A 12,990-nucleotide genomic window follows, 5' to 3' on the forward strand; every position below is an offset into this window, starting at 1 on the left:
GAGCCGCACAGGACCGTCACCCGTTCCGCAGCGTTGAGCAGTGAAGCGAGATCGTCGAGGGCGCCTTGTGACGGCGCTGTCACGGCAGGCTGCGGCATCAGCGCCTCGCGTTTCGGCAAGCGGGCCGGTCCGGCCGTCCGGAGGGCGACATCGCCCGGGATCACCACCACGGAGACGCCGCGCCTGGCCACCGCCTCGCGGATCGCAATCTCGAGCGTGCGGGGCATCTGGCGCGCGCTGGAAACCAATTCACAGTAGTGGCTGCATTCCCGGAACAGGGTCTCCGGATGGGTCTCCTGGAAATAGCCCGAGCCGATCTCGGCGGAGGGAATATGGGCGGCGATCGCCAGCACCGGCACGCGCGAGCGATGGCAATCGAACAAGCCATTGATGAGATGCAGATTGCCCGGTCCGCAGCTTCCGGCGCAAACGGCGAGGCTGCCCGTGAGGTGCGCTTCGGCGCCGGCCGCGAAAGCGGCGACTTCTTCATGCCGCACATGAATCCATTCGATTTTGCCCTGACGGCGGATGGCGTCGGTCAGGCCGTTCAGACTGTCGCCCACGATGCCATAGATCCGTTTGACGCCTGACGCCGCCAGGGTTTCGGCGAACTGCTCTGCGACGGTTGTCATGGTCTGGCTCCTTGCATGCTTGACCGGGCCTGGACGCGGCCCAAGAGCTCAAATCAGATGTTGTTGCTTCGCGGCCTCGGTGAGCTCATCGCGGAACCCAGGATGAGCGAGGGCGATGAGCGCCCTCGCGCGCTCCGTCGACGAGAGACCTTTGAGGTTCGCGGCGCCGAACTCGGTGACGACATACTGCGTGTCGATCCGCGGGGTCGTCACCGGCCCGTCGAGCCTGGGAACGATACGCGAGACCGTGCCTTTCGCGGCCGTTGAACGAGCGGCGATGATCGATCTGCCGCCTTTCGAAGCGAACGCGCCGCGTACGAAGTCGAGCTGTCCGCCTGAGGCGCTGTATTGATGGCCGAGCATGTGCTCGGAATTGCAGGCGCCGGTCAGGTCGATCTGGAGCGTGGCGTTGATCGACACGACATTGTCGTTCTGCGCTATGATCCTGGGGTCGTTGACGTAGTCCACCGGCCGGCTCTCGACCCCCGGATTGTCGTCGAGGAAGTCGTACGTGGCCTTCTGCCCCATGGCGAAAGTGAAGACTGTCTTGCCGCGGTCGAGCGCCTTCCGCTTGTTGGTCACCACGCCGGCGCGGACGAGCTCGACGAGCCCCGGATTCAGGGCCTCGGTGTGGATGCCGAGATCGTTGCGGTCTTTCAGCGCCGCACAGACGAGGTTGGGCAAGGCGCCAACGCCCATCTGCAGGCAGGCCCCGTCCGGAACCATGTCGGCGATGATGGCGCCAATGGCATGGTCCTCTGGAGCGGCTCCAGGCGCCGGCAGTTCAAGCAGCGGCGCGTGGTTCTCGACGATCGCGTCGACTTCCGAGACATGCAGCTGCGCACCTTCGCCATAGACCCGCGGCATGTATTCGTTGACTTCGACCAGCAGGCGCTTGGCGGAGCGCGCCACCTTTGTCGAATAGTCGTTGCCGGTTCCGAAGCTCATATAGCCGTGGCGGTCCATCGGCGAGACGGTGCAGACGAAGGTGTCGATGCCGATCTCCTCCGTCAGCAGCCGGACGGCCTGATGGAAGTTCGAGGGCACGTAGGAGACCACCTTGCGGCCGCCATCCTCCACGCCGCGCTTGATCAGGGCGCGTTCAACGCCGGCTATGAACATGCAATAGGGAAGGATGCGGTCGTTGAGCTCATAGCGCAGGACCGTATCGCCAGCGATCCGGGTAGACTCGTAATAGTAGATCCTGAGATCTTCGAGCGCACGAGCAGCGGCGCGATCAGCGAGCGCCTTCAAAAGCGCGGGCGGTTCGGTGGCAAACATGCCCATGGACAGACGGCTGCCCGACGGTATCGTTGCGACAGCCTGCTCGGGCGTCGTCAGCTTGGATTGATAGAGCGCGATCGCGTCCATCGTCGTATCTCCTTGCGCAAAGCGATCAGTAGTTGGCGGCTTCTTCGGGCGAGTGGCCGCGGCGATGGACAAGCATGGTGCGCTCGAAGCTCATCACTTCGGCGCCGTCCTGGTTGACGCCGCGGGTGGAGACGGTGACGATCCCCTGAGTGGGGCGGCTCTTGGACTCGCGCTTGGAAAGGACGGTGCTCTCGGCATAGAGCGTATCGCCGGCGAAGACGGGATGGGTGGCCTTGACCTTGTCCCAGCCGAGATTGGCGACGACCTTGGCGCTGACGGTGCGCACGCTCATGCCGGTGAGCAGGGCCAGCGTGAAGGTCGAGTCGACGAGCGGCTTCTTCCACTCCGTCCTGGCGGCATAGGCCGCGTCGAAATGGACTTGCTGGATGTTCAACGTCAGCAACGTGAACCAAGTATTGTCGACATCGAGGACTGTGCGGCCGGGCCGGTGCTCGAACACGTCGCCGGGCTCGAAGTCCTCCCAGTAGAGCCCGTTGGTTTCGCGATAGCGCCGCTCGCCGACGGCTTTGTAGGCAGGGACGATGGTTTCCATTGAAGTGTCTCCTTCTGAGGCTGGATTGTCTGTGGTTCGGGCCGGCGCTAGACCGGGATCCCGGCAGCGGCGAGCGTGCGGCGCGCTTTGCGCGCGACGGCTTCGTCGATCATCTGGCCGCCGACCGTGCCCACGCCCTTGGCGTTCTCGGCCAGGATGGCGCGTGCTCGCTCTACGGCTTCCTGGGTGGGCGTCAGCGCGGCGTTGATCGCGGCGACCTGGCCGGGATGGATGGCGGCCTTGGCCCCGAAGCCGAAGGCGACCGCACGCGCCATCTCCTGCTGCAGGCCATTTGTGTCGTGGACGTCGAAATAAGGGGCGTCGATCGCCATCACGCCGGCCAGGGCGCAGGCCGCAACGAGCCGGGCGCGCGCCCAGGCCAGTGGTTCCCACGTGGTCGCCGCGCCGAGGTCAGCGGCCATGTCGGCGGCGCCCAGCATGAGGCCCGCGAGCCGTGGTGTCGCCGAAGCGATCGCCTCGACGCCTGCGAGCCCCCGTGCGCTCTCGACGATGCCGACGAGCTTCGTCGACTTTGACGCCGACGCCAGCAGGCGATCGAGAATCTGCAGATGGCCGGCGCTGTCGGTCTTCGGCAACACGAGGTAGTCAGGCGTCGCACCCGTTTCGAGCATCGCATTGAGGTCGCGAAGGCCTGCGTGCGTATCGAGTCCGTTCACCCGCAGGGCGTACTGCACGCCGTCCGACTTGCGCGCCTTCAGGAAGTCGAGCGCGGTGTTTCGCGACCGATTCTTGTCGCCTGGCGCGACCGAATCTTCGAGGTCGAGAATCGAAACGTCGGCGCCGACTGCCGCGGCTTTGGCGAACCGGTCCGGACGGGTTGCCGGCGTGAAGAGCCAGCTTCGGCAGGGAGCAAGGTTTGCATCGGACATCGGCGATCTCCTTCGCCCCAAGAGCTAGACCCGCGCACTCCATTGGTCCAATATATGATACAGGTGGATATGATCTGTTTGGGAGATGATCGTGGAGCTACGCCACATCCGATATTTTCTGGCTGTCGCCGAGGAGCGGCATTTCACCAGGGCGGCGGCCAAGGTTGGCATTGGGCAGCCGCCGCTCAGCCAGCAGATCAAGGATCTGGAAGGTGAGGTCGGCGCCCAGCTGTTCCATCGTCTCGCCCACGGCGCGGAGCTTACCGAGGCCGGCAAGGCGTTCATGGCCGGTGTGAAGGAGATGCCGTTGATCGCCGAGCGAGCGACCATGGCGGCGCGGCGCGCGGCGCGTGGCGAGACGGGATCGTTGCGTGTCGGCTTCACCGCGTCGGCGGCGTTCAATGTTGTCGTGCCGTCGGCGATCCGCGCCTTCCGACGCGCCTATCCCGACATCTACCTCACGCTCGAGGAGGCCAATACGACCCGGCTCGTTACCGGCTTGCGCGAGGAAACGCTCGATGCCGTGTTCCTGCGGCCAGGCACACCCGGCAGCGAAGAGCTGCAGCTCCGCCGCCTGTCGGAGGAGCCGATGGTGGTCGCCCTCCCCGAACGGCATCCTGCCGCTGCATGCGAAGAGATCGATCTGGCGATATTGAAAGACGAACCGTTTCTGCTGTTCCCGCGGGAAATCGGACCAACGCTCTACGACACAATTGTCGAAGCCTGTCGAAACGCGGGCTTCGAGCCGGCCATCGGCCAGCTGGCGCCGCAAATTGGATCGATCATCACTCTGGTGGCCGCGGAGCTGGGCGTATCGATCGTCCCGGCGTCGATGATGCAAGTGCGGGTGACAGGCGTCGCCTACCGGCAGATCGCCGACCAGTCGCCGACAGCACAACTTGCGCTCGCCTGCCGGCGAGGAGAGACGTCGCCCGTGGTGCGCAACTTCATCGCGCGCGCCGTTTCCTAAGCAGCCTTGCGTGGCAAAAGCCACGATTGATTTTGCTTTCTCAAAGCGAAATCAATGCTGCTGAGAATGTTTAATATAAGCAAACCTGACAAGGTTTGCTCAGTGCGCCGCGTAGCGGGCCCCCATGAGGTCGAAGGCCGGCTTGTCCACCAGCCTCTGTCGCTCCGCAAAGGACGTGACGGCGCTCTCATCGAGGACGCCCTTTTCCTTTAGCGCCGACAGCGTCGACTGCATGCCTTGCACGGCGCCTTGCAGGGCGGCGTTGGCGTAGAGCACCAGGCTGAACCCCATCTCGGCCGCCGCTTTCGTGTCGACGATGGGCGTCTTGCCGCCGAGCACCATGTTGACCAGTTGAGGCGCCTTCAGGCGACGGGGGACCGCCTCGAGGTCATCGAGGCTCTCTGGAGCCTCGACGAATGTGACGTCCGCGCCAGCCTCGATGTAGCGACCGGCCCGTTCGATGGCCGCCTCGAAGCCTTCGACGGCGCAGGCGTCGGTTCGAGCGATGACCACCAGATCCTGCCGTCGCGTGTCGACCGCCGCCTGCACCTTGCCCACCATTTCTTGCAGCGAGATCAAGTCCTTGCCGTCGAAATGACCGCACCGTTTCGGCGCACGCTGATCCTCGATCTGGATGGCGCTGGCGCCGGCCTGCTCAAGGAGCCGAACCGTGTGGGTGACGTTGACGGCGTTGCCGAAACCGGTGTCGATATCGACGATCAGCGGCAGGTCGATCACGCACCGGATCGCCATCACGTGATCGGCCACCTGGCTCAGATCCATGAACCCAAGGTCCGGCAAGCCGAGGTGCATATTGGTGAGACCGGCGCCGGTCAGATAGACCGCCTTGAAGCCCAGATCAGCGATGATCCGAGCGGCGAGCGCGTTCGGCGCGCCTGGCACTATAACGCCCTTCTCGTCTCGAAGCATTGTGCGAAGTGTCTGGATATGAGACGTTGACATCGGTTCGCTCCTGCACCTTGAAATCACAAGATTTGCTGTATACCCACCCGCAACGATCGGCCGAGACTCCGAGGGTGGATAGCTAGATCGGGTTTTCTTCGAAGAGACGCGTGACCATCGCCGAATCGAGATAGGCCCTCACTCGGTCGATGGCGCCGCCGCGGAAATGGACGACCCAGCAGTACCGGTTGTCGAACCTCATCCCGTTCTTCGCCGTGGCCAAGGAATGAAGCTCCACGACAGCTTGGTCATCCTTCACGAGCAGATGCTCGACGACGAGTTGAGCCCCATTGGGCAGAACCTTGGCGAGCTTCGCGAAGGTCCCGGCCAGGAAATCGGATTTCGACCTATAGTGACCGGCCAGCGGATGCGTGCCTTCAACGATCCAGTCGACCTTGTCGTCTACATGCTGGAAAAAGCCGGCGCCATCACCTTGCTCGAGCGCCTTGAAAATCTTTCTGACGTAGTCTTCAGTGATCATGAGATCCTCCTGTATATAAGCGAGGAATTGCTCGCTCGACATAGGACGGCCTGTCCTGTCCCAAACCTAGGGCTGAACCATCCATTGGTCCAATATATGATAGTGGCAATTGTGATCTGTTTTGAAGATGACCCGTCGCACTGGGCCGCGCCGGTTACGCGAGCCAATCCTCGCTGCGCAGGCCGTCGACCCGGCTGAACTCGCCGAGGGCGCCCGTCACCACGATCGGCCCGCGGCTGCGGGCGTGTCCCGCGATCATGACATCGTAGCCACCGATCGCCCGTCCCCGACGCTCCAGCTCGGCGCCGGGTGCAGGTCATTTGCGCGGTCTCGGATTTCACCGCCGAGAACGGCGCGACCCTCGTCATTCCGGGCAGCCACCTCTGGGACGACGAGCGCAAGCCCGATCCGTCTGAGGCGATCGCGACCGTCATGAAGGCCGGGTCCGCTCTGATCTTCCTCGGCTCGACCTTTCATGCGGGCGGCGCGAACAGCACGCAGGCCGAGCACCGAGCCACCCCGGGCATGGCGTTCGATGCTTCGAACGTCCGGCAGGAAGAGAACATGTACCTGTCGCTGACGTCCGCGCAGGTCGCCAGCTACCCTGAGCAGATCCAGCGACTGCTGGGCTGGTCCGCCGGCGGCAACCACATGGGGTGGGTCGAGGTCGATGGGCAGATGATCGATCCCATCCACCTGCTGGGCGATCTTGACTGCGCGGCGATCGAGGGTGTCGGCGCGCGTCGTCATCTCGCCCCCGCTCTCGATTGTGGTCGATGATCCTGACGCGGGTGTTGGACCAGGTCGAGGAAGGATTCGGCGCGAGCGACTACCTCGGCGCGACGTCGGGCCGGCGGCGCTTGCGTCGGCGGCGGGGCGGTGGTGAAGTCGCGCGAGCAACCTCGGGAGACCACCATCATGTCCGACGCCGCCACTCTGGCCGCTCCTTTGGTGGGCAAGGTCCGCACCGCGCTCAACCAGTCCGACTCCAGCATTCACGATCCGGAGGCCGCCAAGAAGCTCGGCTTCCGCGGCGCGGCGGTGGGGGGCAACAACCACCTCGACCTTTTCGCGCCCCTGCTGGTCGAGGCCTATGGGCGCGAGTGGTTCGAGCGCGGGGCGCTGTCGCTCTACTTCCTCAATGTGGTGGTCTCCGGCGAGACCGTGCAGGCGGTGGTGGAGCGGCCGTCGCCGGCGGGCGCGCAGACGCGCATCCACGCCCGGCGCCCCGACGATCCGGCGATCGTCGTCTGCCAGGGCACGGCGTCGCTCGGCGACCATTCCCGCTCGGAGCTCGCCACGCGGGACCTGAAGACCTGCGACGAGGCGTCCCTGCGCCTGCTCAAGGGCGTGAAGCCAGGCCAGCTCCTCGGCAAGAAGGCGCTGACGGCGCAGCAGGCGTTCCAGGACCAGCTCCTGAAGACCGGGGCGCTCAACGAGGTGATGGACTGGTATGTCGGCCCCTCGCCCTGGGGGGCGCCGATCGCCTCGCTCAACGCCGTCTCGGCGATGATGTTCCGCCTGCTTGTCGGCGACGGCGGCGGTCATCACCACGACCGCATCTCCCCGCACCTCGGCGACACGCTGGCGATGTTCGGCGCCTTCGAGATCGCCTTCCACCGCGGCCCGGTGTTCCTGGACCGACCCTACGAGGTGGAGGGGCGCGTGGTCGGCGTCGGCGACAGCCCCAAGACCGAGTACCTGTGGTGGGATGCGACCGCGCGCGACGAGCGCGGCGAGACGGTGGTCACCATGCGCCACCTGCTGCGCTTCCTGAAGGCGACCTCGCCGCTCTACGCCGCGTAGGGCCCTGCGCGGTCCGCTGACCCGCGAGCCCGATGGCGGAGAGGGCAGGAAAGCCGGGCGCCGCCGGGAAGGCGGCGCCCGGTTCAGAGACGAGCGAAACTCAGGCGGCGTTCGCGACGGCCCGGGTGCGGCGCGCGCGCAGGCTGGCGCCGAGACCGCCGAAGCCCATGAGCATGAGGGCCCATGTGGCCGGCTCGGGCGTGCCCGCGCCCGAGATGGTGATCTTATCGATGGATCCACCCCTGCCTGTCGAGTATTCCAGGTAGCCGCCCGGCACGGGATTGAAGAAATACCCGAAGGTGCCGCTGCTGTTGATCGCGCTCAGCGACGACTGAAAGCCGCAGCCGGCGAAGCCGCAGGTATTGGGATTGGTGACGAAGTCGTTTCCGGCGGTGTCGTAGCCGAAATACACGTAGTCGGTCAGCGTGGCCACCTGAGCCAGGTTGTAGGTCACGCCCGACACGGTCACGGTGAAGGCGGTCAGGTCGCCGTAGCCGAGAACGCCGGTGTCGCCGTTCGCGTAGGTGAACGAGCCGGTCGCGACGGTCGAGCCGAGATCCGAGTAGGTGAAGATCTTGGTCGTCGCGTGGGCGCTCACCCCGGCGAGAGCCGCAAGCGCGACGGCGCCTGCGAAGAGTACGGATTTCATGGTCATGCCCCTGGATTTTCACACGGTATGTGCCGCCTTAATGGCGCACCGATTTAGGCGGGTGTCAACGCATATAGGGCATATTTTCGTTCGGACAGCGCGACCTTCTGCCATACTGACATTATCAGGACATTATTCAGCCCAAGCTGGGCCGTGCGCTATTTGACCTCGTCGGTTGGGAAGGAGGGCGGACGTCTCGCTCGCCAACGACGCGGACGGGACGTCCGCGCTCCGCCGCGACCGCCTCTCTCTTTGTCTGCGTCGGGGGTCGGGAGGAGAGGCCTAGAGCGCCTCCTCCTGCTCCTTGCGCTTGGCGAGGACACGGTCGAACTCCGCCCAGACGCCGGCCTCGCCGTGCCAGGCGCCGCGGGTGGCGGCCTTGGAGTATTCGGTGGAGCGGGCCTCGAAGAAGTTGGCGTGCTCGACGCCGGACAGCAGGCTCTGCAGCCAGGGGAGGGGGTTTTCCCGCCGCCCGCCGTAGATCTCCGGCAGGCGCAGCTGGCGCAGGCGCCAGTCGGCGACAAAGCGGATGTAGGCCTTGATGTCGTCGGGGGTCATGCCCTGGACCTCGCCGGCCTCGAAGGCCAGGTCGATGAACTTGTCCTCCAGGCCCACGACCGTCTTGCAGCAGTCGACGATGTCGGCGGCGACCGACTTGGTGACCGCGCCCGTTTCGGCGTTGAAGGCGTGGTAGACCTTGATCATGCCCTCGCAGTGCAGGCTTTCATCCCGCACCGACCACGACACGATCTGGCCCATGCCCTTCATCTTATTGTTGCGCGGGAAGTTCATCAGCATCGCGAAGGACGCGAACAGCTGCAGCCCCTCGGTGAAGCCGCCGAACATGGCGATGGTGCGGGCGATGTCGGCGTTCGTCTCGACCCCGAACTGCTGCATGTAGTCGTGCTTGTCGCGCATGGCCTGGTAGTCGAGGAAGGCCGTGAACTCGGCGTCCGGCATGCCGATCGTCTCCAGGAGGAGCGCGTAGGCGGCGATGTGGATGGTCTCCATGTTGGAGAAGGCGGCCAGCATCATCTTCACTTCGGTCGGTTTGAAGACGCGGGCGTAGCGCTCCATGTAGTTGTCGTTCACCTCGACGTCCGACTGGGTAAAGAAGCGGAAGATCTGGGTCAGCAGGTTGCGCTCGCGGTCGTTGAGCTTGGTCGCCCAGTCCTTGCAGTCCTCGCCCAGCGGCACCTCCTCGGGCATCCAGTGGACCTGCTGCTGCTTCTTCCAGAACTCGTAGGCCCAGGGATAGCGGAACGGCTTGTAGGCGGCGGACGGGGTGAGGAGACCCGGGAGCGTGCGGACGTTGGAGGTCGGCTTGTTCATCGTCGCGCCTGTGCGTGTATGGTTTCTGCAGGGTTAAGGTGACGCAAGATATAGTGGTCGGCAAGCGGCGCGACGCCGCATGTTGCGTTTATCCACGAGGTTGTGATGGCCGGTGGATATGTCCCGCGGCGCCTGCTCGGGAAAGATTTGAACCACGAAATACACGAAATACACGAAAGCGATCCGGCGGCCCGAAAGGCCGAAGGCCAATATCGACCCTCGCGCTGGACAGGACAGCGAGCTTCGCTCGCGGGGGCACGGCCGCTTTCGTGTATTTCGTGTATTTCGTGGTTCGCGCCGAAGGTGCCCGCCACCTCGCCGCTAGTGCGGGCGGATGGAGAGGGAGAAGGCCACCACCGAGTCGGCCTTGGGGTCGACGCCGAACAGCATGTTCTGGCCCTTCACCTCGCGGTGGATGTAGCCGAACGAGGTCTGCATATCGCCCTTGCGCCAGCCCACGCCCACCTGGGCGTCGCCGGTCAGCGTCGAGGTCTGGTCGGTGGACCAGCCGGCGCGGTTCCAGCCCTGGTCGCCGTGCAGCATGTTCATGCCGACCGCCCGCCCGCTCGCCGCGGCGAACAGATACCAGCGGCCGCGGTCGCCGAAGGCCCCGCCGTCCTGCACGCCCATGGCCCGCAGCTGCTCGGCCATGGCGGCGTCGGACCGCATCACGCGCAGCGTCGCGCCAGCCTCGGCGGAGGTCCCGTAGCTGGTCATGCCCAGGCCGGCGTGCGGCGTCAGGTCGACCCCGAAGGGGCCGGTCCGCAGCGCGAACGCCGCCGGCCAGGCGCGGGTGATGGTCACGTCGTAGGCGTCGGGGTCGTACTGGGCGTGGCTGAGGTTGAGCGGCAGGCCGCCCGGCGTCCGAAGGGCCCCGCCGACGCTGACCCTGAGCGAATCGACCGGGCCGCCGGCGCCGGCCGGGGTGAGTTGGGTCTCGCCGGTCATCCAGCGCATCAGGCCGGCCCCCGGCTGATAGGTCTCACGGTCCAGCAACTGGCCGACCGGGTCGACGCCGTCGGAGGCGGTCTTGGGCGCGAAGGCCGCGCCGTTCAGGATGGCGAGCGCCGTCGCCTCGTCGGCATGCGCCGCGCTGGTCAGAATGTCGCTGGAAGCGGGAAGCGTCAAAGTCAGCGGTTGCGCACTCGCGGCGGTCGCCGCGGCGCAGGTCAGGACGGTGGCTAGAATAGCCAGCGGCCGCATCGTCTCTTCTCCCCAGCCCGCCGTCTAGTCTGCGGTCCGTCGCTATGTGTTCTGCATAGCCAAAGTCGCAAACCGATCAGCGGTTCCCCAATGACAGCGTAGGCATGCGCCGACGCTTTCGCGAGTCATTTTCGCCACATGCATAAACTGTGCCGAAACCCCGCGCTCCCCTTGGTTCCAGGGACGCCGCGAAGCGTTCATCGCCTCAATAGCGGGCAATGCCGTTTTTACGCCGGCTTGCCGCCACACCGATGTTATCCTGGGCAATCGTCGCCTACTGGCAGGCGAGGCATTCCTCGTAGTCGGTCTTGGCCGCGCCCGACATGTCCACCGCCGCGTGGGTCTCGCCCCCGGCGTGCGCCGCCCGCTGCACCGACTTGGAGCGCAGATAGTAGAGCGACTTGCACCCCCGCTCCCACGCCTGCCAGTGGAGCATGTGCAGGTCCCACTTATCGACGTCACCCGGCAGGAAGATGTTGATCGACTGGGACTGGCAGATTTCCGGCGTGCGGTCGGCGGCGAGCTCGACGACCCAGCGCTGGTCGATCTCGAAGGCGGTCTTGTAGACGTCCTTCTCATCCTGGCTGAGGAAATCCAGGTGCTGCACCGAGCCCTCGTTCTCGAGGATGCCGTCCCAGACCGCCGAGGTGTTTTGGCCCTTCTCCTCGAGGAGCTTCTCAAGATAGGGGCTCTTCACCGCGAAGGTGCCGCTGAGCGTCTTGTGGCTGTAGATATTGGCCGGGATCGGCTCGATGCCGGCGGACGTGCCGCCGCAGATGATCGAGATCGAGGCGGTCGGCGCGATGGCGAGCTTGTGCGAGAAGCGCTCCATGATGCCGCGCTCTTCGGCGTCCGGGCACGGCCCGCGCTCGGCGGCCAGCGTGCGCGAGGCGGCGTCGCACTGGCGGCGCAGCGTCTTGAACAGGCGCATGTTCCAGCTCTTGGCGAGCGCGCTCTCGAACGGCACGTTCTGCTGCTGCAGGAAGGTGTGGAAGCCCATCAGGCCCAGGCCCACCGACCGCTCGCGCACCGCGGCGTAGACGGCGTTGGCCATCTCCGGCGGGGCGCGCTGGATGAAGTCCTCCAGCACATTATCGAGGAAGCGCATGACGTCCTCGATGAAGGTCGGGTGGTCGCGCCATTCCAGGAAGGTCTCGGCGTTGACGCTGGAGAGGCAGCAGACGGCGGTGCGCTCCTTGCCCAGGTGATCCTTGCCGGTGTGCAGCACGATCTCGGAGCAGAGGTTGGATTGGCGCACCGACAGGCCCAGCTCCCGCTGATGCTGCGGCATGGAGCGGTTCACGGTGTCGGCGAAGATCAGGTAGGGCTCGCCGGTCTGCAGGCGGATCTCGAGGATCTTCTGCCACAGCGTGCGGGCGTCGACCTCCTTGACCACGTCCTTGGTCTTGGGCGAGCGCAGGCCGAACATGGCGCCGTCGCGCACGGCCTCCATGAACTCGTCGGTGATCGAGATGCCGTGGTGCAGGTTCAGGGACTTGCGGTTGAAGTCGCCCGAGGGTTTGCGGATTTCCAGGAACTCCTCGATCTCCGGATGGTGGATGTCGAGGTAGACGGCGGCCGAGCCGCGGCGCAGCGAGCCCTGGCTGATCGCCAGCGTCAGCGAGTCCATCACGCGGATGAAGGGGATGATGCCGCTGGTCTGGCCCGCGCCCTTCACCTTCTCGCCGATGGAGCGCACGCCGCCCCAATAGGTGCCGATGCCACCGCCGTTGGAGGCCAGGTGCACGTTCTCGTTCCAGACGCCCTGGATGCCTTCCAGGCTGTCCGGCACGGCGTTCAGGAAGCAGGAGATCGGCAGGCCGCGATTCGCGCCGCCGTTCGACAACACCGGCGTCGACGGCATGAACCACAGCTTCGAGATGTAGTCGTAAATCCGTTGCGCATGGTCGGCATCATCAGCGTAGGCCGTGGCGACTCGCGCGAACATGTCCTGATAGCTCTCGCCGGCCAGGAGATAGCGGTCTTCCAGCGTGGTCTTGCCGAAGTCGGTCAACAAGGCGTCGCGCGACCGGTCGACCTCGACCTTCCTGACCAGCGTCAGCTGCGGGCGCGAAGGCTCGTCGACAACCCGTTCAATAGACTCGGCAATCCCAACTTTCGCCGCTTCACTCATCGTCCC

The 12,990-nt window shown here is 65.3% G+C and carries 12 protein-coding genes and 1 pseudogene; 3 read left to right on the top strand and 10 right to left on the bottom strand.

Annotation, left to right across the window (positions count from 1 at the left end; translation table 11 throughout):
* From VKQ35_RS16165 to ripC, 4 genes are all read right to left on the bottom strand, one after another.
* On the bottom strand, window positions 1-632 hold a 632-nt coding region (locus VKQ35_RS16165; protein ID WP_324363446.1), incomplete at its 3' end, for a thiamine pyrophosphate-binding protein.
* Between the two features lie 48 nt (window positions 633-680).
* Complete coding sequence (locus VKQ35_RS16170; RefSeq protein ID WP_324363448.1) at window positions 681-2,003, bottom strand: acetyl-CoA hydrolase/transferase family protein; 1,323 nt, start codon at window positions 2,001-2,003, stop codon at window positions 681-683.
* 25 nt (window positions 2,004-2,028) lie between these two features.
* Entirely contained in the window at window positions 2,029-2,556 is a 528-nt protein-coding gene (ripB, locus tag VKQ35_RS16175; RefSeq protein ID WP_324363450.1) for a (R)-specific enoyl-CoA hydratase RipB/Ich, read from the bottom strand.
* Between the two features lie 47 nt (window positions 2,557-2,603).
* Window positions 2,604-3,446 carry an itaconate degradation C-C-lyase RipC gene (gene ripC, locus VKQ35_RS16180; RefSeq protein WP_324363452.1) on the bottom strand — a complete coding sequence of 281 codons (843 nt, stop codon included), beginning with the start codon at window positions 3,444-3,446 and terminating at the stop codon, window positions 2,604-2,606.
* 91 nt (window positions 3,447-3,537) lie between these two features.
* On the opposite strand from ripC, the gene VKQ35_RS16185 reads away from it, so the two are divergent.
* Entirely contained in the window at window positions 3,538-4,416 is an 879-nt protein-coding gene (locus tag VKQ35_RS16185) for a LysR family transcriptional regulator (RefSeq protein WP_324363454.1), read from the top strand.
* Window positions 4,417-4,515: 99 nt separating this feature from the next.
* Here the strand turns inward: VKQ35_RS16185 and VKQ35_RS16190 are convergent, their stop codons facing one another.
* Both VKQ35_RS16190 and VKQ35_RS16195 read right to left on the bottom strand, forming a co-directional pair.
* Window positions 4,516-5,379, bottom strand: a complete 864-nt coding sequence (locus VKQ35_RS16190; RefSeq protein WP_324363456.1) for an isocitrate lyase/PEP mutase family protein — start codon at window positions 5,377-5,379, stop codon at window positions 4,516-4,518.
* 82 nt (window positions 5,380-5,461) lie between these two features.
* Window positions 5,462-5,860, bottom strand: a complete 399-nt coding sequence (locus tag VKQ35_RS16195; RefSeq protein ID WP_324363458.1) for a nuclear transport factor 2 family protein — start codon at window positions 5,858-5,860, stop codon at window positions 5,462-5,464.
* 309 nt (window positions 5,861-6,169) lie between these two features.
* Here VKQ35_RS16195 and VKQ35_RS16200 point away from each other — a divergent pair, with 309 nt between their 5' ends.
* The gene (locus VKQ35_RS16200) at window positions 6,170-6,640 is read left to right on the top strand and encodes a phytanoyl-CoA dioxygenase family protein (protein WP_324363460.1); all 471 of its coding nucleotides are present in this window, start codon (window positions 6,170-6,172) and stop codon (window positions 6,638-6,640) included.
* A gap of 138 nt (window positions 6,641-6,778) precedes the next feature.
* Window positions 6,779-7,666, top strand: a complete 888-nt coding sequence (locus VKQ35_RS16205; protein WP_324363462.1) for a hypothetical protein — start codon at window positions 6,779-6,781, stop codon at window positions 7,664-7,666.
* Between the two features lie 100 nt (window positions 7,667-7,766).
* Here the strand turns inward: VKQ35_RS16205 and VKQ35_RS22080 are convergent.
* The 4 genes and pseudogenes from VKQ35_RS22080 to VKQ35_RS16225 form a co-directional block, all read right to left on the bottom strand.
* A pseudogene (locus VKQ35_RS22080) lies at window positions 7,767-7,871 on the bottom strand (PEPxxWA-CTERM sorting domain-containing protein); the annotation flags it as partial.
* Window positions 7,872-8,597: 726 nt separating this feature from the next.
* Window positions 8,598-9,647 (bottom strand): ribonucleotide-diphosphate reductase subunit beta, encoded by a 1,050-nt coding sequence (locus tag VKQ35_RS16215; protein WP_324363466.1) that lies wholly within the window; start codon window positions 9,645-9,647, stop codon window positions 8,598-8,600.
* 321 nt (window positions 9,648-9,968) lie between these two features.
* Window positions 9,969-10,850, bottom strand: a complete 882-nt coding sequence (locus tag VKQ35_RS16220; protein ID WP_324363468.1) for a lipid A-modifier LpxR family protein — start codon at window positions 10,848-10,850, stop codon at window positions 9,969-9,971.
* Between the two features lie 274 nt (window positions 10,851-11,124).
* Complete coding sequence (locus VKQ35_RS16225) at window positions 11,125-12,984, bottom strand: ribonucleoside-diphosphate reductase subunit alpha (protein WP_324363470.1); 1,860 nt, start codon at window positions 12,982-12,984, stop codon at window positions 11,125-11,127.
* Between the last annotated feature and the right edge of the window lie 6 nt (window positions 12,985-12,990).

Origin of the sequence: Phenylobacterium sp. (genome assembly GCF_035309685.1) — a bacterium.
Classification (GTDB): domain Bacteria; phylum Pseudomonadota; class Alphaproteobacteria; order Caulobacterales; family Caulobacteraceae; genus Phenylobacterium.

Coding starts and splice junctions, on each gene's coding strand:
- VKQ35_RS16220 (WP_324363468.1), bottom strand. CDS start 10,850: ATGCGGCCGCTGGCTATTCTAGCCACCGTCCTGACCTGCGCCGCGGCG.
- ripB (WP_324363450.1), bottom strand. CDS start 2,556: ATGGAAACCATCGTCCCTGCCTACAAAGCCGTCGGCGAGCGGCGCTAT.
- ripC (WP_324363452.1), bottom strand. CDS start 3,446: ATGTCCGATGCAAACCTTGCTCCCTGCCGAAGCTGGCTCTTCACGCCG.
- VKQ35_RS16215 (WP_324363466.1), bottom strand. CDS start 9,647: ATGAACAAGCCGACCTCCAACGTCCGCACGCTCCCGGGTCTCCTCACC.
- VKQ35_RS16190 (WP_324363456.1), bottom strand. CDS start 5,379: ATGTCAACGTCTCATATCCAGACACTTCGCACAATGCTTCGAGACGAG.
- VKQ35_RS16205 (WP_324363462.1), top strand. CDS start 6,779: ATGTCCGACGCCGCCACTCTGGCCGCTCCTTTGGTGGGCAAGGTCCGC.
- VKQ35_RS16195 (WP_324363458.1), bottom strand. CDS start 5,860: ATGATCACTGAAGACTACGTCAGAAAGATTTTCAAGGCGCTCGAGCAA.
- VKQ35_RS16170 (WP_324363448.1), bottom strand. CDS start 2,003: ATGGACGCGATCGCGCTCTATCAATCCAAGCTGACGACGCCCGAGCAG.
- VKQ35_RS16225 (WP_324363470.1), bottom strand. CDS start 12,984: ATGAGTGAAGCGGCGAAAGTTGGGATTGCCGAGTCTATTGAACGGGTT.